General features: G+C 64.0%; 14 protein-coding genes, 1 rRNA gene and 2 pseudogenes (1 of these 17 running past the window's edge). 11 read left to right on the top strand and 6 right to left on the bottom strand.

What is annotated here, in order from left to right:
* The first annotated feature begins 131 nt into the window (after positions 1–131).
* Positions 132–247 (top strand): 5S ribosomal RNA (gene rrf, locus CF161_RS31725).
* 190 nt (positions 248–437) lie between these two features.
* On the opposite strand, the gene CF161_RS31720 is transcribed toward rrf, so the two are convergent.
* The 4 genes from CF161_RS31720 to CF161_RS31705 form a co-directional block, all read right to left on the bottom strand.
* Positions 438–1,613 (bottom strand): PepSY domain-containing protein, encoded by a 1,176-nt coding sequence (locus tag CF161_RS31720; protein WP_020300737.1) that lies wholly within the window; start codon positions 1,611–1,613, stop codon positions 438–440.
* 71 nt (positions 1,614–1,684) lie between these two features.
* Positions 1,685–4,174 carry a TonB-dependent siderophore receptor gene (locus tag CF161_RS31715; RefSeq protein WP_020300736.1) on the bottom strand — a complete coding sequence of 830 codons (2,490 nt, stop codon included), beginning with the start codon at positions 4,172–4,174 and terminating at the stop codon, positions 1,685–1,687.
* Positions 4,175–4,274: 100 nt separating this feature from the next.
* The gene (locus tag CF161_RS31710) at positions 4,275–5,285 is read right to left on the bottom strand and encodes a FecR domain-containing protein (protein ID WP_020300735.1); all 1,011 of its coding nucleotides are present in this window, start codon (positions 5,283–5,285) and stop codon (positions 4,275–4,277) included.
* Positions 5,286–5,290: 5 nt separating this feature from the next.
* On the bottom strand, positions 5,291–5,791 hold the full coding sequence (locus CF161_RS31705; RefSeq protein WP_020300734.1) for a sigma-70 family RNA polymerase sigma factor: 501 nt from the start codon (positions 5,789–5,791) through the stop codon (positions 5,291–5,293).
* 312 nt (positions 5,792–6,103) lie between these two features.
* Between CF161_RS31705 and CF161_RS33850 the strand changes: the two are divergent.
* Together CF161_RS33850 and CF161_RS33845 are read left to right on the top strand one after the other, a co-directional pair.
* A pseudogene (locus CF161_RS33850) lies at positions 6,104–7,129 on the top strand (cache domain-containing protein); the annotation flags it as partial.
* 69 nt (positions 7,130–7,198) lie between these two features.
* On the top strand, positions 7,199–7,984 hold the full coding sequence (locus CF161_RS33845) for a methyl-accepting chemotaxis protein (protein ID WP_371106565.1): 786 nt from the start codon (positions 7,199–7,201) through the stop codon (positions 7,982–7,984).
* A gap of 72 nt (positions 7,985–8,056) precedes the next feature.
* On the opposite strand, the gene CF161_RS31695 is transcribed toward CF161_RS33845, so the two are convergent.
* Both CF161_RS31695 and CF161_RS31690 read right to left on the bottom strand, forming a co-directional pair.
* Positions 8,057–8,824, bottom strand: coding sequence for an alpha/beta fold hydrolase (locus CF161_RS31695; protein ID WP_084471773.1), 768 nt, complete (start codon positions 8,822–8,824; stop codon positions 8,057–8,059).
* A gap of 137 nt (positions 8,825–8,961) precedes the next feature.
* Positions 8,962–9,651: a GntR family transcriptional regulator gene (locus CF161_RS31690; RefSeq protein WP_020300731.1), complete on the bottom strand. Its 690-nt coding sequence runs from the start codon at positions 9,649–9,651 to the stop codon at positions 8,962–8,964.
* A 290-nt stretch (positions 9,652–9,941) separates the two neighbouring features.
* On the opposite strand from CF161_RS31690, the gene CF161_RS31685 reads away from it, so the two are divergent.
* The 8 genes and pseudogenes from CF161_RS31685 to CF161_RS31650 all read left to right on the top strand — a co-directional run.
* Positions 9,942–10,862, top strand: a complete 921-nt coding sequence (locus CF161_RS31685; RefSeq protein WP_020300730.1) for a LysR family transcriptional regulator — start codon at positions 9,942–9,944, stop codon at positions 10,860–10,862.
* Between the two features lie 125 nt (positions 10,863–10,987).
* The gene (locus CF161_RS31680; protein ID WP_020300729.1) at positions 10,988–12,532 is read left to right on the top strand and encodes an MFS transporter; all 1,545 of its coding nucleotides are present in this window, start codon (positions 10,988–10,990) and stop codon (positions 12,530–12,532) included.
* A 25-nt stretch (positions 12,533–12,557) separates the two neighbouring features.
* Positions 12,558–13,616, top strand: a complete 1,059-nt coding sequence (locus tag CF161_RS31675) for an HlyD family secretion protein (RefSeq protein ID WP_020300728.1) — start codon at positions 12,558–12,560, stop codon at positions 13,614–13,616.
* Positions 13,613–15,112, top strand: a complete 1,500-nt coding sequence (locus CF161_RS31670; RefSeq protein ID WP_020300727.1) for an efflux transporter outer membrane subunit — start codon at positions 13,613–13,615, stop codon at positions 15,110–15,112. The genes CF161_RS31675 and CF161_RS31670 overlap by 4 nt, the downstream gene beginning before the upstream one ends.
* Before the next feature lie 71 nt (positions 15,113–15,183).
* A complete protein-coding gene (locus CF161_RS31665) occupies positions 15,184–15,693 on the top strand; it encodes a sigma-70 family RNA polymerase sigma factor (RefSeq protein ID WP_020300726.1) in 510 nt (169 codons plus the stop codon).
* Positions 15,690–16,643, top strand: a complete 954-nt coding sequence (locus CF161_RS31660) for a FecR domain-containing protein (RefSeq protein WP_020300725.1) — start codon at positions 15,690–15,692, stop codon at positions 16,641–16,643. Before CF161_RS31665 ends, CF161_RS31660 begins: the two co-directional genes overlap by 4 nt.
* Positions 16,644–16,745: 102 nt before the next feature.
* The gene (locus tag CF161_RS31655; RefSeq protein ID WP_020300724.1) at positions 16,746–19,214 is read left to right on the top strand and encodes a TonB-dependent siderophore receptor; all 2,469 of its coding nucleotides are present in this window, start codon (positions 16,746–16,748) and stop codon (positions 19,212–19,214) included.
* Positions 19,215–19,479: 265 nt separating this feature from the next.
* Positions 19,480–19,588, top strand: a pseudogene (locus CF161_RS31650) (VOC family protein) (it continues 302 nt past the right edge of the window).

The raw sequence follows: 19,588 nt of genomic DNA, 5'->3' as shown, positions 1-19,588 counted from the left end.
TGAGAGTAGGTCATCGTCAAGATTAAATTCCAAAACCCCTGATTGCTCACGCAATCAGGGGTTTTGTTTATGTAGAAGTCCATGATTTTCACCGGCACGTTGCTAGCGCAACGGACTGGTACACAGAATTTCTTGACGACCATAGAGCATTGGAACCACCTGATCCCATCCCGAACTCAGCAGTGAAACGATGCATCGCCGATGGTAGTGTGGGGTTTCCCCATGTGAGAGTAGGTCATCGTCAAGATTGAATTCCGAAACCCCTGTCTGCTCACGCAGACAGGGGTTTTGTTTTTGCGTCATATAAAGCCTGACGTGCGATTGAGCAGGTGATCCATGACGAGCAAGGCCTCACCTCAGGATCACTAATAGCGTCTGTCGAAGCCGCTTGTAGCCGGCTTCGACATAGGCTCATCCCTATTGGATACGCCGCTACCTCAACCCCTGCGAGCCCTGGCGCTTCTGCGCGCAAGCAGCTTGCGCCACCAGATGTAGACACCCGTCACCGACAGCCCGGCAATCAATACGCCCAATACGGCAATCAGGATCTGCCCGGTCAACCCGATGATGCGCCCGCCGTGAATCGGCAGTTGCAGCCGATAAAAGCGCTCGCCCAGGGTGCCTTGGCCGGCTATTTCCTGGCCCAGCAAGCGCCCGTCCGTGCCATGGAAGAACAGCCAGGATTTACCATGGGCCTCGGTATCGTGCTGACCGAAACCGGCCCCGTAGAAGTTGTACTCGAAGCTGTAATACAGCTCACCGATCGCGGCTTTCAAACCCAGGCGCCGGCCTTCTTCCAGGGCTCGCTCATAGGCTTGTTGATAGCTGATTTGGGTTACCCCCAACTCCGTCGCCGGCAGCCGTCCACGGGCTTCATAGACGCTGGGTTCAACCGTGGAAAACAGTGACACCGCAGGCTTGAACACCTGGCTGGGCAGGTTCATGGCCACGCTGCTGATGGCGATCGGCACCAGCAGCAGCCACAGCCACAGGCCCCCCGCACGATGCAGGTCATAGTTGAGCCGGTAGGCATGCCCGCCCTTGATCTTCCAGGCCGTCGACCACTTGCGCCAGAACGGCCGTCCGCGCGGCAAGGTCAGCAGCAGGGCCACCAGGCAATCGATGACCCAGGCGCAGGCCACCAGCCCCATCAGCCATAACCCCCAATTGCCGGGCAGGGCGAGGGTGTAGTGAAACTCCAGGAGGAACGGGATGAGGTTTTCCCGTTGCAGACAACACGCCCCCCATTCCCGCTGGCCTTGCTGCTCGCCGCTCACCGGGTCGAGGTAAAACACCTGATTGCTTTCGGCAAAGGGTTTGCCGGTGGCCGGATCGGTCCGGGGCCCGGCGGCGAGCAATGCGGTATGCCCGCTTTCACTCGGGTACTCCATGTACCAGACCTGCAACCGAGGATGCTGTGCCTGCAACCGGTCGACCAAGGCACCCGGTGGCAGCGCCTGGCCTTGGCTCGGGGCGGTGTAGAAGGTCGGGTTGAGCCATTCATCAAGTTCATGATGAAACGCCAGAATGCTCCCCGTGAGCCCGGCCAGCAGCAGGAACAGGGCAGTGGCCAGGCCAATGTAGCGATGCAGTAGAACCAGAAGTGCGCGCATGGAATTTTCCCGTAGAGACGACAAAGCCAGCGCCTGGTTTCAGGCGCTGGCTCTGGGGGAACCGACAATGATTAGAACTGGTAGCTCAGGGTCGCCGCGACGTTGCGTTCTTCACCCATGTAGCAGTAACCCAGGCTGGCACAGGAGGCGATGTAGCTCTCGTTGGTCAGGTTGTTGGCATTCAGGCGCACGTCCAGGCCCTTGAGCCCGACCTTGCCCAGGTCGTAACCGACCGATGCATCGAACAAGGTGTAGGCCGGCACCTTCATGGTGTTTTCCGCATCAGCCCAGCTGTTCCCCACATAACGCACACCGCCGCCCAGGCGCAGGCCATCGAGGGCACCCTGGCGGAAGTTGTAGTCGGCCCACAGCGAGGCCATCTGGCGCGGGGCCTGTGTGGGCGAGTTGCCTTTGTTGTCCAGGGTGCTGCCTCGCAGGGCGCTCGGCATCGTCTTGGAATACTCGATATCGGTCAGGGTGTAGCTGCCGAGCACTTTCAGGTTGTCGCTCAGCTGCACATGGGCTTCCAGTTCCAGACCCTGGGAGCGGACCTGGCCAACCGGGCGGAAGAAGTCCTCCTGAGGCTGTTTCGACGCGAGGTTTTCCTGCTCGATGCGAAACACCGATGCCGTGAACAGGTTCTCGGTGCCTGGCGGCTGGTACTTGATACCCGCTTCCCACTGGGTGCCCTCGGTCGGCGCCAGAGGTTTGCCGGCCTGGTCGGTCACCGAGTTCGGATTGAAGGACTCGGAGTAGCTGATGTAGGGCGCGATGCCGTTTTCAAACAGGTACAGCACACCCGCACGACTGGTTAGTTTGCTCGGCGTGTCGGTGGACTTCGGCCCTTCGTTGATGCGGTCTTCGCTGGAGGTCTTGACCCAGTCCTGGCGCACCCCAAGGGAGAAGCGCCATTGATCGAGCTCGATCAGGTCCTGCATGTACAACCCGGTTTGCTGCAGGCGGCGCAGGTAGCTGGTGGGCGGGTCGTATTGCACGCGGGTGTTGCCGTACTGCGGGTTGAACGCATTGAGGCTCGAAGCGCTGCCGGTGCGCCAGTCGACCACGGTTTTGCGTCGTTGGTAGTCCACGCCCAGCAGCACGGTGTGCTTGGCCGCGCCGGTGAGGAATTCGGCCTGGAGCATGTTATCGACGATGAACGAATGCAGTTTTTCATCGGCGCCGGAATAGTAGCGATTCAGCTCGTTACCGCTGGGGCCGCCCCAGGTGCCCAGGGAATAGATCTGATCGGATTTGACCGTCGAATCCAGGTAACGGAAGTTCTGCCGCGCGGTCAGGACATCGTTGAAACGGTGTTCGAACTGATAACCGAACGACTGCTGATCACGGCTGTAGCGATCCAGCCCCGGCTCGCCGTCGAAGAAGTGTTCGGAGATCCGCTGCCCGTTGTGCGGGTGCAGGGCGCCATTCGCCGGAACCCCACCGTGATAACCGCCATCAGGGTCATGCTGCAGATAGGCTTGCAGGGTCAGGGAGGTGTCTTCGCTGAAGTCGATGCTCAGGGTCGGGGCCAGGGCGTAGCGTTTTTCTTTGACGTGGTCGAACTGGGTGTCGGATTTGTCCGCAAGGCCTGTCAGGCGATAGGCAATGCGCTTGTCGTCATCCACCGGGCCGCTGAAGTCGAAACCCATGCCACGCTGGCCCTGGGTGCCAACCGTGGCTTGTACCTGATGGTAGGGCTCGTACAGCGGGCGCTTGCTGGTCAGCGCCACCAGGCCACCCGGCGAGCTGCGGCCATAGAGCACCGAGGACGGGCCCTTGAGAATATCCACGCGCTCGAGGAAGTACGGATCGACCTGCATGGTGCTGTAGGTCCCGCTGTCGCCCATGGACTTGAGGCCATCGAGGTAGATGTTATCCACCGAACCGTCGTTGAAGCCGCGCATGGCCACGTAGTCGAAGCGGTGCGTGGCGCCGTAGGGGTTGGTCAGTACACCGGGGGTGTAGCGCATGGCCTGGGCCACGGTTTGTGAGCCCTGGTCGTCCATCTGCTCGCGGGTCACCACCGAGACACTCTGCGAGGTCTCAAGCAGGGCGGTGCTGGTCTTGGTCGCGACCTGGCTGTGGGTGGCGTTGTAGCCTTCCATGCTGCCCAGGGCATTGCCCAGGGCGAAGCCCTTGATGTCGGTGGTGGGCAACGACAAGGCGCCGGTTTGAGGCGGCTCGCGCAGGATGTAGCTGCTGCCATCCTGGCTGAAGGCCTCCAGCCCCGAGCCATTGAGCAACTGCCGCAATCCCTGGTCCGCCGAGTACTGGCCCTGCAACCCTGGCGACTGCCGGCCCTGGGTTTGCGCCGGGGTGGTGGACAAGGTGATGCCGGCCTGACGGGCGAACTGATTGAGTACGTCGCTCAAGGCGCCTGGGGCGATGGTGTAGCTTTGGCTGCTGAGCGCAGCATCAGCCGCGTGGCCCGCGACCGGTAGCGCGCCCAGGCCCAGGGCCGAGCACAAGAGTGCGGCGCGGATGGCTTGGTGCAGTGCCTTGGGGGGCGTTGCAGTGCGCAAGTGTCCGAGGTGGCGGTCAGGGGTGGCGCGGTCAGTCATGGTGGTTTCCGTTGAAGTCGGTGAAGGCAGATGGAAGTGCTTACTGACTAAGCCGGACTTGCGGATAAAACCCGCCAAAAAAAATGCACAGTCTGATCGATCAGACCGCTCGCTCCAGGTTCACCCACCAGCGGGTGCGATAGCGCAGGCGCACCGGCAGGGTCTGCGGCAGGATCGCCAGCAACGTGTCGGTGTCTTGCAGGCGGAAGACCCCGGACAGGCGCAAGTCGGCGATCTCGCTCGAACAGCCCAGGTAGCCATGGCGATAACGCGCGACCTCCTGCAGGAAATCCCCCAGGCGCATATTGCGGGTCACGATCAGCCCTTCGGCCCAGGCCCCCACATCCATATCCAGCGCCGGTGCCGGTTGTGCCTGGGAATGGCTGATGAGGTAGCTCTGCCCGGCCTGGACCATGGCCGGCAGGCCGCCGGCGGTGGTCGGCGTATGGATGGCGACGTGGCCGGCGGTGACGCTCAACCGGGTGCAGTTGCCCTCCAGGCGGACGACGAAGCGCGCATCGATCCCTTCGAACTGCCCATGACGGCTTTGCACCATCAGCGGGCGCGGATTGGCCGCCTGCGAATCGGCACCGCAGGTGACCATGATCTCGCCCCGGGCAAGGCTGATCAGGCGCCGCTGCGGGCTGAAGTCGAGGTCGGCCGCACTGTCGGTGTTGAGCTCCAGGCGCGTGCCGTCGGGCAGCTGGACGCTGCGCCGCTCGCCGGTGGCCGTGGCGAAGTCGGCCGTCCACTGCTGCCAGCCCACCAGGTCCTTGCCGAGCCAGGCCGCCGTGCCCATCAGCATGGCGCCACTGAGCAGCTTCAATGCCTGGCGTCGACCCAGGCGCTGGCTGCTGTTTTCCAGGGTCTGCAGCGCCACCTGGGCGCCGGGAACGGCCTGCAGGTTGGCGCTGAGCTCCTGCTGCAGCGACTGCACGCGCTGCCAGGCCTGCTCGTGTTCGTGATGCGCCGCGCGCCACACCTCGCACTGCTGTTGCAGCTTGGTGTTGCCGGCATTGTTGCGCAGCCGCAGCAGCCAATTGATGGCCTGCCTGACCACCAGTTGATCGGGGTGTTTGTTCAGGCGCGGGGTGATCGAGGCAGTGTCCATGGTGCTCAAGGCTCGTAGCGCAGCAGGTAGCAGTGATAGAGCGCATCGGCAACATAGCGTTCGACCGTGCGCACAGAAATATCCATCTGCTGCGCGATCTGTTTGTGCGTCAGGCCTTCACACTGGGCCAGCAGAAATGCCTTGCGCACTTTGGGCTTGAGCCCCTCAAGCAGGCGCGCGATGCTTTCCAGCAGCTCGAGCACCAGCGCCCGGGATTCAGCGCTCGGGGTCTGGGCTTCAGGCAGGTGGGCAATGGTTTCGAGGTAGGCGCGTTCGATTTCTTCGCGACGCCAGTGATCGATCACCAGGCCGCGGGCGATGGTGCGCAAAAAGGCCCGGGGGGCCTTGAGCTCCAGGCGTTCGCTGCGCTGCAACAGGCGCACGAAGGTGTCCTGGGCCAGGTCCGCGGCATCGGCGGCGTTGCCCAGTCGGCTGCGCAACCAGCTGTTGAGCCAGCCGTGGTGATGGCGGTAAAGCGTCTGTACGGCGAGCGGCGATGATGACATTGAGGTACGGCCTGCATGTCACAAATGATAATCGGTCGCATTGTCTTTCATGGTCTGCCGATTTGGCAATATCGGCTTGACCAACCGTCATCGAAAAATACCGAGCAAAGGCTCTAAAGCGCCGTTCGGCGGGTTTCTGCTGGAACTAACGTGCATTTTCGATAAATCGCTAAGGGTTCTCGGATTGATGCCGACAGACTGGTGAGAAATGCGTGCACCAAAGTAGAGCGATCGCAGAACATTGCCTGCACTGTTAAATGGAATGTTGCATTCCGGACGCATCCCCCTTTTCGGCATAAGAAGTCCCATGACATGAATCTAAAGTTCAGCCATAAAATCCTTTTGGCCGCCTCTGGCGTAGTGGTTCTGGCTTTTGCGTTGTTCACTTTGTACAACGACTATCTGCAGCGAAACACCATCCGGCAAAACCTCGAGTCTTCGATCGAGCAAGCGGGCGAGTTGACCTCCAGCAGTGTGCAGAACTGGATGAGCGGGCGGATTCTGGTCCTGGAGAACCTGGCGCAGAACGTCGCTCACCAAGGCAGCAACGCAGACTTCCCGGGGCTGGTCGACCAGCCTGCCTTTACCTCCAATTTCCAGTTCACCTACGTTGGCCAGGCCAACGGCGTCTTCACCCAGCGTCCCGACGCGAAGATGCCCGATGGCTACGACCCGCGTCAGCGCCCCTGGTACAAACAGGCGGTCGCGGCGGATAAAACCATGTTGACCCCGCCTTACATGGCGGCAGTGGGCGGCCTGGTGGTGACCATCGCCATGCCGGTCAAGAAGCAGGGCGAGTTGCTGGGTGTGGTCGGTGGCGACCTGAGCCTGGAAACCCTGGTCAAGATCATCAACTCGGTGGACTTCGGTGGCCTGGGCCATGCGTTCCTGGTCAGCGCCGACGGCCAGGTGATCGTCAGCCCGGACAAAGACCAGGTGATGAAGAACCTCAAGGACATCTACCCGGGCTCCAACGTGCGCATCGAAAAAGGCAGCCAGGAAGTGGTGCTGAACAAGCAGGACCGGATCCTGTCGTTCACCCCGGTGACCGGGCTGCCTAATGCCGATTGGTACATCGGTCTGTCCCTCGACAAAGACAAAGCCTACGCACCCCTGAGCCAGTTCCGTACCTCGGCCTTGATCGCGATGTTTGTCGCGGTGGGCGCGATTGCCATTTTCCTGAGCCTGTTGATCCAGGTCCTGATGCGTCCGCTGACCACCATGGGCCGCGCCATGCAGGATATCGCCCAGGGCGAGGGTGACCTGACCCGGCGCCTGGTGTCGGTGACCAAGGATGAGTTCGGCGAACTGGCCGGTGCGTTCAACCAGTTCGTGGAGCGGATTCACGCGTCGATTTCCGAAGTGTCCTCGGCCACCCGCCAGGTGCATGACTTGTCCCAGCGCGTGATGGCGTCGTCCAACGCCTCGATCATCGGCTCCGACGAGCAGAGTGCCCGCACCAACAGCGTGGCGGCGGCGATCAACGAGTTGGGCGCGGCGACCCAGGAAATTGCGCGCAACGCGGCCGATGCTTCGCAACACGCCAGCGGTGCCAGCGAGCAGGCTGACGACGGGCGTCAGGTGGTGGAGAAAACCATCCTGGCCATGACCGAGCTGTCGCAGAAGATCAGCCTGTCCTGCACCCAGATCGAGACCCTGAACGCCAGCACCGACAACATCGGGCACATTCTGGATGTGATCAAGGGCATCTCCCAGCAGACCAACCTGTTGGCGCTCAACGCTGCCATCGAAGCGGCCCGTGCCGGTGAAGCCGGTCGCGGTTTTGCGGTGGTGGCCGATGAAGTGCGCAACCTGGCGCACCGGACCCAGGAATCGGCCGAGGAGATCCACAAGATGATCACCTCGCTGCAGGTGGGTTCGCGCGAGGCGGTCTCGACCATGAACGCCAGCCAGGTTTCCAGCGAAGAAAGCGTTGAAGTGGCGAACCAGGCGGGTGCCCGTCTGGTCAGCGTGACTCAGCGTATCGGTGAAATCGACGGTATGAACCAGTCGGTGGCCGCTGCGACCGAAGAGCAGACCGCCGTGGTTGAAACCCTCAACGTCGACATCAACCAGATCAACCTCCTGAACCAGCAGGGCGTGGCCAACCTCAACGAAACCCTGAAGGATTGCGATGCCCTGTCGCAGCAGGCCAGCCGTTTGAAACAGTTGGTGGACAGCTTCAAGATCTGATCGCGGCACCTAGGTGCCACACCAAGGCCCGCTTTTGCAGTGATGCAGAGCGGGCTTTTTTCTGCCTGCAAACTAGTGCATCAGCGCCGAGTGCCGCAGGGGTTGTGCCGATTGCGGGCTCAGCAACCCGAGGTGGGTGTTGATCACTTGCAGCAGGCGCTGGCGTTGCGACTTGATGAAGAAGTGATTGCCGGCGACTTCGATCAGCTCGAATTCGCGACGGGTGAATTCGCGCCAGTTCACCATGCGGCTGACCGGGGTCAGCAGGTCTTCGCTGCCGTACAGGGCCGTGAGGGGCACTTCGAGGCTGCCGCTGGAGGTGTCGAACCAGGTTTCGAAGAGTTTCAGGTCGTTGCGCAGCAGGGCCTCATACAGCTGCTGGTCGGCTGCGCCGCGGGGTATTTCGATAGGGGTGGCGCCCAGGGTCAGCATCGCTTCGCGAAACGCCGGGGTCGGCAGCGAATGCAGCAACGGCCGGCCTGCCGGGCTGTCGGGGCTGCGGCAGCCGGAGACGAACAGATGCTGGGTCTGGCCCGGGAAATGGATCTGGGCGTACTTGGCCGTTTCGTAGGCCAGCAGCCCGCCGAGGCCATGGCCGAACAATGCGTGAGGCTCGCTGAGCAGCGGTTGCAGCGCCGCCAGCACCTCCTCGAGCAGCGCCGGCCAGCTGGCGCAGGGTGCTTCGTCGCGGCGCACGCCGTGCCCGGCCAGGCGCACCACCACCAGTTCAATATGGTCGTCGAGCCCGGTGGACCAGTTGCGCAGCTGTTCCGGTGCGGCGCCGGCCTGGGGAAAGCAGATCAGGCGGATGCCGCTGGGTTGCCCGGAGTTGATCACCATCGTCCATTTCTTATTGTTGATATTCACAGCTCTTCCTTAAGCCTGAGTGACGGTTTTCCGTGAGTGCACCTGAGAAGTGCCGGGGTTCGCCCTGTCGATCCTGAAGGGCGTGCCGGGTGCGCGGTGGTGGGGTGGGCTCATGCCTCCCGTTGTTGCAGGTAGTTCCTGATCGTGGTGGCGCCGCTCTCCAGGTGCCGTTCGAGGATGCCCAGGGCGCGCTCGATGTCTTTATCGCTCGCGGCATCGACCAATGCCCGGTGGTCATCCTGGGTGAGGGTGCCAAGGCCCATGGAGGATAGGTGAAAGCGCAGGAAGCGCTCCTCTTCATTGAGTTCGAGCTCGATCAGGTTCAGCAACTTGCGGTTGGGCGCCTTGTGATAGAGCGTCATGTGGAACAACCGGTTGAGCCGGCCCAGTTCGGCGTGATCGGTCTGGGACTCCAGGGCCTCGATGTAGCGGCGGGCCAGGGCAATGTCCTGGGGCTCCAGCAGCGGGATCGACAGGCGCAGGGCTTCTTTTTCCAGCAGCAGGCGCAGGGCGTAGGTGTCGATGGCGTCATAGTCGATCAGCGTGGCCACCACCGCGCCCTTGTGCGGCACCACCTTGAGCAGCGATTGCGCTTCAAGCTGGCGCAAGGCTTCGCGCACCGGCATGCGGCTGACCCCGAACAGGTCCGCCAGATCCTGCTGGCGCAACGCTGCACCGCTGGGCAGGCGTCCATCGAGGATCGCCGCGCGCAGGGTTTCTTCTATCACTGAGCGCGCCAGATGGGCGGGTATGGGCCCGCTGACCTCGATCTTGCTCAGGATGCCGGGTTTTTTGGTCACAGTTGGGTGTCTCTACTTCTATAAATTGGATCCAATGCACACTAGATAGTGCTGCAAGGCTTGTCAAAGCATCGGCGCCGCAAGGAGCAGGCGGCGCGGGATTCTCCTTTGAAGCGGCGGTGATGCTCAAGCGCCGAGGTGAAAACAGTCCGTGGATACGCTCAAGTTTAGCGTTTGCGGCGCGCCGTGCCGCTCGCAACCGTGTCGACCTTGATCTTGCGCATTGCCGCTGCGGGCAAGGCTGCTAGGATTGCGCGGCAATCATTTCACATCAGCCATGAGTGCTCAGCATGCAACTTCCGGATATGAACCTGCTGGTGGCCCTCGATGCCTTGCTCGACGAAGGCAGCGTGGTCGGTGCCGCACGCCGCATGAACCTCAGCCCGGCAGCGATGAGCCGGACCCTGACCCGGATCCGCGAGGCCCTGGGCGACCCGATCCTGGTCCGCGCCGGCCGCGGCCTGGTGCCCACGCCCAAGGCCCAGGAGTTGCGCGCCCAGGTGCGGGACCTGGTGGAGCAGGCCTCGCTGGTGTTTCGTTCCGGGGACCAGGTGGACCTCAGTACCCTGCAGCGGCGCTTCAATGTGCGCGCCAATGACTTTTTTGTCGGGGTGTATGGCGGTCGGTTGATCGACACCCTGGAGCGCCAGGCGCCCCTGTGCGAGCTGCGCTTTGTGCCGGAAGGCGATGGCGACGACGAAGCCCTGCGCGAGGGGCGGATCGATCTGCGCATCAGCAATACGCGGCCGCTGACCCCGGAGGTCAAGGTGCAGAACCTGTTCTCCACCACCTTTGTCGGGCTGGTGCGCGAGGGGCATCCCTTGTTCGACGAAGAGATCACCGCCGAGCGTTTTGCCGCCTTTCCCCATATCAGCATGTCCCGCCGCGGCTTTGCCCGGGGGCCGATCGACACGGCCCTCAGCGCCCTGGGCCTGGAACGCCGGGTGCCGCTGATTGCGCCGAGCTTTCATGCGGCGATGTTTGTCCTGCCCGATTCGGACCTGATCCTGCCGGTGCCCAAGGAAACCCTGCTCAGCGTGAAGCGCCTGGGGCTGCGCCTGCGTTCGTTTGCGCTGCCGATCCCGTTGCCGACCCTGGTCCTGACCCAGGCCTGGCACCCGCGCTATGACAAGGACCCGGCCCACAAATGGTTCCGCGAAACCCTGAAGGCGTCCTGCAGCGACACCTGGCTGGCGGCGCAACCGAGCTGACCGGGCGCTCCTAAGGTCCTGATAGTTGCGTCTGGTGCACTTATAAACTGTCGATAAGTCAGTTTTCGTCAGTAGTCGTGCTGCCTAAACTGCTCCGGTATTTCCTGTCCGGAGTTGTGCCTTTCATGAGTTCCCTCGCTGTTGCCGCGCCTGCGGGCGTGCCGGCCACCAGCAAGCCGGCAGTCGTTGCCCCGCCCGTGTTCGGCCCGCGGATCATTATCGGCCTGGTGGGTGTGTTGCTGGCGGTGCTGGTCTCGGGCCTCAACGAGATGGTGACCAAGATCGCCCTGGCCGATATCCGTGGCGCGCTGTACATCGGCTACGACGAAGGCACCTGGCTGGTGGCCAGTTACACCGCGACTTCGGTGGCGGCCATGGCCTTCGCGCCCTGGTGTTCGGTGACGTTTTCCCTGCGGCGCTTCACCCTTGGCGCCATCGCGCTGTTCACCGTGCTGGGCGTGCTCTGCCCATTCGCCCCCAACTACCCCAGCCTGTTGCTGCTGCGCACCGTGCAGGGCCTGGCCGGCGGCGCGCTGCCGCCGATGCTGATGACCGTTGCCCTGCGGTTCCTGCCGCCCAACGTCAAGCTCTACGGCCTGGCCGGCTATGCCCTGACCGCCACCTTCGGCCCGAGCCTGGGCACGCCGCTGGCGGCACTGTGGACCGAATATGTCGGCTGGCAGTGGGCGTTCTGGCAAGTGGTGCTGCCGTGCCTGGTGGCCATGGCGGCGGTGGCCTACGGGCTGCCCCAGGACCCGCTGCGCCTGGAGCGCTGCAAGCAGTTCAACTGGCGTGGCCTGCTGCTGGGGTTCCCGGCGATCTGCATGCTGGTGATCGGCATCCTCCAAGGCAACCGCCTGGACTGGTTCGCCTCGCCGCTGATCAGCCTGTTGCTGGGTGGCGGCCTGCTGTTGCTGGTGCTGTTCCTGATCAACGAATGGTCGCAGCCGATCCCGTTCTTCAAGTTGCAGATGCTGGGCATCCGCAACCTGTCGTTTGCCCTGCTGACCCTGGCCGGGGTGCTGGTGGTGCTGACGGCGGTGATCATCATCCCCTCCAGTTACCTGGCCCAGGTCCAGGGGTATCGCCCGCTGCAAACCGCGCCGGTGATGCTGGTCATGGCCTTGCCGCAGTTGCTCGCCCTGCCGTTGGTGGCGGCCCTGTGCAACCTGCGCCGGGTCGACTGCCGCTGGGTGCTGGGGATTGGCCTGGGGATGCTGGTGCTGTCGTGCCTGGGCGGCACGCAACTGACCTCGGTGTGGAACCGCGACAACTTCTACCTGCTGCAACTGCTGCAGATTTTCGGCCAACCGATGGCGGTGCTGCCGTTGCTGATGCTTGCCACCGGCAGTATCCAGCCCATCGAAGGGCCTTTTGCCTCGGCCTGGTTCAACACCGTGAAGGGCTTGTCGGCGGTGATCGCCACCGGCGTGCTGGACGTCCTGACCACCCACCGCCTGCATTTTCACTCGACCATGCTGGTGGACAGCCTGGGCAATTCACCCCTGGCCGACAGCGGCGTCGCCGGCCTGGCCCAGCGCCTGCACCAGCAGGCCGTGGTGCTGACCTCGATCGATCTTTATTACTGCATGGCAGGGCTGGCCGCGGCGCTGATCCTGCTGATTTTCTGGCTGCCGACGCGGGTCTACCCGCCGCGCGCGCCCACTTGAACGCTCAACGAGACAGAAGGTTTTTATGACGATTCATATCAAACACAAAGTTGCCGTCAGCGTGACCGCGGTCGCGGTGCTCGGCGCACTGATCTACCTGGTCACCGGCAAGGCGACCGAGCAGACCACCAACGACGCCTACATCGCCGCCGACTACACCCTGGTGGCGCCCAGGGTCGCGGGGTTTATCAAAGAGGTGCTGGTGGAGGACAACCAGCAGGTCAAGGCCGGGCAGTTGCTGGCGCTGATCGACGACCGTGACCTGCGGGCCGCGGCCCAGGCCGCCGATGCCGACACCCTGATGGCCAAGGCGCAACTGCAAAACGCCCGTGCGACCCTGGAGCGCCAGAGCTCGGTGATCGCCCAGGCCCAGGCCACGCTGGTGGCGGCGCGGGCGGAAATGGCCTTCGCCGAGCACGAGCTGGCGCGCTACAACCACCTGGCCGGTGTCGGTGCCGGCACGGTGCAGAATGCCCAGCAAGCCAGGACCCGCATCGATCAGGCCAGCGCCCGGCAGGCCAATGCCGCGGCGGTGCTGGCGGCCGAGCGCAAGCAGGTGGAAATCCTCACCGCCCAGTGCGATGCGGCCGAAGGCGGTTTGAAACGAGCCCAGGCGGCGCTGGAAATGGCCAGCTACGAGCTGTCGTACACGCGCATCGTCGCCCCAGTGGACGGCATGGTCGGCGAGCGCGCGGTGCGGGTCGGGGCCTACGTCACCCCGGGCAGCAAGATCCTCGCCGTGGTGCCCCTGGAACGGGCCTATGTGCTGGGCAACTTCCAGGAAACCCAACTGACTGACGTCAAGCCCGGGCAAGCCGTGCAGGTGCACGTCGACAGCCTCGGCGGCGAAGCCCTGTATGGCCGGGTCGAGAGCATTGCCCCGGCGACCGGCGTGACCTTTGCCTCGGTCAAGCCGGATAACGCCACCGGCAACTTCACCAAGGTGGTGCAGCGCATCCCGGTCAAGATCGTCCTCGACCCGGGCCAGGCCCTGGCCGAGCGCCTGCGGGTGGGGATGTCGGTGGAAGCCAGCATCGATACCCTGGGCAATGGCACCCAGGTGCGAGAGGTGACGCAGCGATGATGGGCCATTCCCCAAGCCGCGATTCAGGCCAGGGCCATCGCCTCAAGGCCGGCGTTCGCTCGGTGTGGGCGCTGAGCCTGCTTTCGTTGGCCGCCTGCAGCGTCGGCCCGGACTTCCAGGCGCCCCAGGCGCAGCAGGTCAGTGCCTGGTCCGTGCCGGACAAGGCCGCCGCCAGCCAGGCGGTCAGCCGTGACATGGACGAGCGCTGGTGGGAGGTGTTCCACGACCCGCAGCTCTCGGCCCTGAGCCACCGAGTGCTGAGCGACAACCTCGACCTGCAACTGGCCACCAGCCGCCTGGCCCAGAGCCGCGCGGCGCGCCAGGTGATCGGCGCCGATCACTATCCAACCACCGCCGCAACCGGCAGCTACGGGCGCAAGCGCAACAGCGCCGAAGGCTTGAACGATCCGTCGGGACACAACGGCAAGTCCGCATTCAACCTGTGGGACGCCGGCTTCTCGGCGTCCTGGGAACTGGACCTGTGGGGCCGCGTCCGGCGCGAAACCGAAGCCGCCGACGCCACCCTGGAGGTCGCGGAAAACGACCGGCGCGGGGTGTTGCTGTCGGTGCTGTCCGAGACTGCCCAGGACTACATCCAGCTGCGCGGGGTGCAGAGCACCCGGGCGGTGACCGAGCAGAACCTGGAGGTGGCGCGGCACAGCCTGCAACTCTCGCGACTGCGCCTGGCCGATGGCGTGGCCACCGACCTGGACGTTGCCGAAGCCGCGGCCCAGGTGGCAACCATCGAAGCCCGGTTGCCGGCCCTGGAGCAACAGCAGGCGCAACTGATCAACGCCCTGAGCCTGCTGCTCGGTGAACCGCCCCAGGCCCTGCACGCCGAACTGGCGGCCGACGCCCCGGTGCCGCAAACCCCGCCTCAGGTGGCGATCGGCCTGCCATCGCAACTGGCGCAACGGCGCCCGGACATTCGCCAGGCCCAGGCCCGGCTGCATGCCGCCACCGCCAGCATTGGCGTGGCCGAGGGCGATTTTTACCCGCGCATCACGCTGTCGGGCAACCTCGGCTCGCAAGCCATGCAGCTTGCGGATTTCGGCTCCTGGGGTTCACGCCAGTTCAGCATCGGTCCGCAGTTCAGCCTGCCGCTGTTCGACGGCGGGCGCCTGCGCGGCATGCTCCATCTGCGCGAGGCGCAACAGCAGGAAGCGGCCCTGGCCTACCAGCAGACCGTGCTCCGTGCCTGGCATGAAATCGATGATCAGCTGACCCGCTACAACGCCAGCCAGCTGCGCCGCGACAGCCTGGCCGAGGCCGTGCACCAGAACCAGATCGCCCTGCGCACTGCGCAGCAGCAATACGTGGAAGGGGTGGTGGATTTCGTCAACGTGCTGACCGTGCAAGGCGCGTTGTTGACCACGCAGGAACAGTGGGTCGAAAGCTCGGCCGGCGTGTCGCTGGCCATGGTTGGCCTGTACAAGGCCCTGGGCGGCGGCTGGGAGTCGGTGTATCCGCTGGCGGACGCGCACGCCGCCCGCTGAAGACGGTCTTTGCCTGGAGATATAAAAAAGTGTAATGATAATTGCTCTCAATCACGTGTGCGGTTCCTTTCATGGAAGCAACGACTGACGGCAAAGAGCAGGTTCATCGCCTTTACCGCGATCATCACGGCTGGCTGCAAGGCTGGCTGCGCAAGCGCCTGGGGGATCGTGAGCACGCGGCGGACGTGGCGCAGGACACCTTTCTGCGGCTGCTGGTCTCGGGGCGGTTTCCCGGGCCACTGGAAAGCCGCAGTTACCTGGCGCAGATTGCCCGCAACCTGGTGATCGACCAGTGGCGCCGCTTGCGCATCGAGCGCGCCTACCTGGAAAGCATCGCCCACCTGCCCGAGCCGGAGTCGCCGTCGCTGGAGACCCGCGCGCTGATTCTCGAAACCCTGATGCAGATCGACGCCATGCTCGATCGCATGCCGGAAAAAGTCCGCCAGGCCTTTGTCCTCTCGCAGTTCGAAGGCCTGAGCTACGCCTGCATCGCCGAGCGCCTGGAGGTCTCGGTCAGTTCGGTGCAGAAGTACATGATCCGCGCCATCCAGGCCTGCTATCAGGTCATCTACGAAGAATGAAACGCCACGACGCGCCGATTGCCCCGTCCATCGTCGAGCAGGCCAGCGAATGGTTGATGCTGCATTGGGGCGGCGAGATGGACTCGGCTCAGCGCCAGGCTTTCGCCCGCTGGCAAACTGCCGATCCCGAGCACCAGCGTGCCTGGCAGCGCCTGCAGCAGTTGCAGCAGACCCTGGGCGCCGTGCCCGCCGAAAGCGCCCGTGCGGTGCTGCGCGATGTGCCGGACGCGCAACGACGTTCGGCGCTCAAGCTGCTGGGCCTGCTGTTGGTGGCCGGGGGCAGTGGCTACCTGGTGCAGGGCAGCCAGCCCTGGCGCAGCGCCTTCGCCGAGCAGCGCACCGCCACCGGCGAGATTCGCCACCTGACCCTGAGCGACGGCACGCGCCTGGACCTCAACAGCAACAGCGCCGTCGACTTGCGCTACAGCGCGCAGGAGCGACGCATCCGCCTGATCAGTGGCGAGATCCAGCTGAGCAGCGGCCATGACCCCTCGCGGCCATTGATTGTCGAGACCGATGCCGGCGACATCCAGGCCCTGGGCACGCGCTTTACCGTGCGCGATGTCGACAACGGGACCCGGGTCGGGCTGTTCGAAGGCGCGCTGCGCATCAGCCCGCGCAACGCCCGGCCGGTGCACCTGGAGGCCGGCAACAGCCTGTGGTTCAGCGCCCGGCAGGTCGCGGCCAATCAAGCGTTGGACCTGAATGCCAGCAGCTGGAGCCAGGGCCGGCTGATTGCCGAGCGCCAGCCCTTGGGGCAGTTCATCGCCGAACTGTCGCGTTATCGTCCGGGCGTATTGCGCTGTGACGAAGAGGTGGCGCACCTGTTGCTGACCGGGGTGTTCCCGCTCAATGACAGCGACGCGATCCTTGCCGCCCTGGAGCGCTCGCTGCCGGTGCGGGCCCAGGCCGTGACCCGTTACTGGGTCACGCTCAAGGCCCGGGTGTGACCCCCGCAAAAAAATAACTGCAGGCCCCTTGTCGATTTTGTCGTCTGGTCCGGGATAGCTGTTGAAAGCCGATCGAGACGCATTCTCATGGGGAGTTCCGGAATGCCTTACCAACCGTCACCGTCCACCCAAACCCTGAGCGCCGCCGTGCGCCGTGGCCTGTTCGCCGGCCTGCTGGCGGTCGCGCCGCTGGTGCCCTGTGTGGCCCAGGCCGCCGAGGCCAGCCAGAGCGAGTCGCGCCAGTACAACATCGCCGCCGGCAGCCTCGACCAGGCCCTCAATCAATTTGCCAGCGCGGCCGGGATCCTGTTGTCGGTGGATGCGCAAATGACCCAGGGCAAGCGCAGCGCCGGCCTGCAAGGGCGCTATGACGTGGCCCAGGGCCTGCAACGCCTGCTGTTGGGCAGCGGCCTGCAAGCCCTGCAAGCGGGTGGCGGCTGGATGTTGCAACCGGCCCCGGCGGACGGTCCGCTGCAACTGGGCGCGACCCAGGTCAGCGCCGCTCAGGTCGAGGAAAGCGCCTGGGGCCCGGTGCAGGGCATCGTCGCCAAGCGCAGTGCCACCGGCAGCAAGACCGACTCGGCGCTGGTGGAAATCCCGCAGACGATCAACGTGGTCACCGCTACCGAGATCAAGGCCCGTGGCGCGCAAACGGTGACTGAAGCCTTGCGCTACACCCCGGGCATGACCGGCGGTGGCTTCGCTGATCGGGTGAAGATTTTCGATGAGCCGACCTCGCGCGGCTTCACGCCGACCCCGCTGTACCTGGACGGCCTGCACCTGCCCTATGGCGGCGGCAGTACCGGCGGCGCGCTGCAGATCGACCCCTATACCCTGGAGCGGATCGAAGTGCTCAAGGGCCCGTCATCGGTGCTCTATGGGCAGAACCAGCCCGGCGGCCTGATCAACATGGTGTCCAAGCGCCCCACCAGCGAGCAGCGCAACCAGGTCAAGCTTGGCGTCGGCAGCTACCACCGGGTCAATGGCGCGTTCGACTTCAGCGGCCCGCTGGATGAACAGCAACAGTTTTCCTACCGCCTGGTCGGGCTAAGCAAGAAAGGCAACGACCAACTGGACCACACCAACAGCCAGCGCAGCCTGCTGGCGCCGAGCCTGACCTGGAACCCCAACGACGCCACCAGCCTGACGCTGTATGCCCAGGCCCAGCGCGATGACGGCCTGGCCGACTACCAGGCGCTGCCGGCCATCGGCTCGCTGACGCGCGGGCCCAATGGCAAGAAGATCGACCGCGACCTGTTTCTCGGCGACTCCCATTACAACAACTACAAGCGCGACCAGTACGTGCTCGGCTATGACTTCAGCCACGGGTTCAGCGACGACCTGAAATACCGCCAGACCGCACGCTATATCGACACTCGCGACGCTTACCGGGGTTTCTACCTCAGCCGTTTCGTGGATAACGGCGGCGTCACCGACTACACCCAGACCACCCGCACCAAGCTCGACTGGCAACAGCACAACAGCGCCTACACCCTCGATAACAACCTGGAGTACCACTTCAATACCGGCCCCCTGGAACACACCACGCTGGTGGGCCTGGACTACCGCAACTTCAACCGCAAGTACACCGGCTACAACGCCTACGGCGTGCTGCCAATCAACCTCTACGGGCAGAACAACAACTACAACACCGACAGCGTGACCCCGAGCCTGACCACCAAATGGGACAACACCATCCGCCAGACCGGCCTCTACGCCCAGGACCAGATCAAGCTCGATCAGTGGATCCTCACCGTGGGTGGGCGCAAGGACTGGGCCGAAGTGGAAAACAAGGACCTGCTGGCCCACTCCATCGTCGAGCAGAAGGACCAGAAGTTCACCGGTCGCGTCGGCCTGACCTACCTCACCGACTTTGGCCTGGCGCCCTACGTCAGCTACTCGCAGTCGTTCCTGCCGACCATCGGCACCAGCGCCCCGGACCGCGGCGGCCAGCCCTTCAAGCCGACCGAGGGCGAGCAGTATGAAGTCGGGGTGAAATACCAGCCGAACGACAAGACCCTGATGACCGCCTCGGTGTTCCAGATCACCCAGAAAAACGTCAAGACCGGCGACCTGGACTACCCCGAGTACGAGATCCAGGACGGCGAGGTGCGCTCGCGCGGGGTGGAGTTGGAGCTCAAGTCCAGCATCGACAACATCGACATCCTGGCCGCCGCGACCTACATCGACGCGTTCTACACCAAGACCAATTACCCCTCCGACAAGGGCAACCGCAGCGAGGCCCAGGCCCCGGTCTCGGCCACCTTGTGGGGCAACTACCACTTCACCCGGGCGTTGCTCAACGGCCTGACCGTGGGCCTGGGCGCGCGCTACACCGGGAAGAAACCCGCCGACTCGGCCAACAGCTTCACCACCCCGTCCTTTGTGGTCTACGACAGCACCATCAGCTACGACATGGGCAAGCTGACGCCGAGCCTGCGCGGCTTGCAGACCAGCCTTAACGTGCAGAACCTGTTCGACCGCGAGTACATCTCGGACTGCAACTACTCGTTTGGCTGCTACTACGGCCAGGAACGCGTGGCCTCCCTGGAAATGACCTACGACTGGTAAACCCCGGGTTTCAACGACGCGGCAAGGGTGTCAGCATGGCCTCCTTGCCTAATGCCAGTCAGTCAAGGGCAAGCACTGTCAGGGTGGCGAGGGAGCTTGCTCCCGCTGGGCCGCGCAGTGGCCCCAAAAAGGCGACGGCTACACCCGGAGCCCCGGCCGGCACCACGGGAGCAAGCTCCCTCGCCACAGGTTATGTTTTGCTCGCTCTAGCGCTTAGCTGATCGGCATTAGCCCCCTTGCCGCGGTCATTTCAGGAGAAGCCCCCATGCTGTCCCATGTATTTATCGGCGTGAACCAGTTCGAAAACGCCCTGGCGTTTTATCAGCCCCTGATGGCGGCGCTGGGCCTGGAGGTGAAGTTTCTCGATCACCAGC

It is taken from the genome of Pseudomonas sp. CF161, assembly GCF_000416215.1.
Classification (GTDB): Bacteria; Pseudomonadota; Gammaproteobacteria; order Pseudomonadales; family Pseudomonadaceae; genus Aquipseudomonas.
This window is presented reverse-complemented; position numbering and strand designations above follow the sequence as displayed.

Excerpts from the sequence above, each read along its gene's own strand:
- CF161_RS31720 (WP_020300737.1), bottom strand. The coding sequence starts at position 1,613 with ATGCGCGCACTTCTGGTTCTACTGCATCGCTACATTGGCCTGGCCACT.
- CF161_RS31715 (WP_020300736.1), bottom strand. The coding sequence starts at position 4,174 with ATGACTGACCGCGCCACCCCTGACCGCCACCTCGGACACTTGCGCACT.
- CF161_RS31710 (WP_020300735.1), bottom strand. The coding sequence starts at position 5,285 with ATGGACACTGCCTCGATCACCCCGCGCCTGAACAAACACCCCGATCAA.
- CF161_RS31705 (WP_020300734.1), bottom strand. The coding sequence starts at position 5,791 with ATGTCATCATCGCCGCTCGCCGTACAGACGCTTTACCGCCATCACCAC.
- CF161_RS33845 (WP_371106565.1), top strand. The coding sequence starts at position 7,199 with ATGGCGTCGTCCAACGCCTCGATCATCGGCTCCGACGAGCAGAGTGCC.
- CF161_RS31695 (WP_084471773.1), bottom strand. The coding sequence starts at position 8,824 with ATGGTGATCAACTCCGGGCAACCCAGCGGCATCCGCCTGATCTGCTTT.
- CF161_RS31685 (WP_020300730.1), top strand. The coding sequence starts at position 9,942 with ATGCAACTTCCGGATATGAACCTGCTGGTGGCCCTCGATGCCTTGCTC.
- CF161_RS31680 (WP_020300729.1), top strand. The coding sequence starts at position 10,988 with ATGAGTTCCCTCGCTGTTGCCGCGCCTGCGGGCGTGCCGGCCACCAGC.
- CF161_RS31675 (WP_020300728.1), top strand. The coding sequence starts at position 12,558 with ATGACGATTCATATCAAACACAAAGTTGCCGTCAGCGTGACCGCGGTC.
- CF161_RS31670 (WP_020300727.1), top strand. The coding sequence starts at position 13,613 with ATGATGGGCCATTCCCCAAGCCGCGATTCAGGCCAGGGCCATCGCCTC.
- CF161_RS31665 (WP_020300726.1), top strand. The coding sequence starts at position 15,184 with ATGGAAGCAACGACTGACGGCAAAGAGCAGGTTCATCGCCTTTACCGC.
- CF161_RS31660 (WP_020300725.1), top strand. The coding sequence starts at position 15,690 with ATGAAACGCCACGACGCGCCGATTGCCCCGTCCATCGTCGAGCAGGCC.
- CF161_RS31655 (WP_020300724.1), top strand. The coding sequence starts at position 16,746 with ATGCCTTACCAACCGTCACCGTCCACCCAAACCCTGAGCGCCGCCGTG.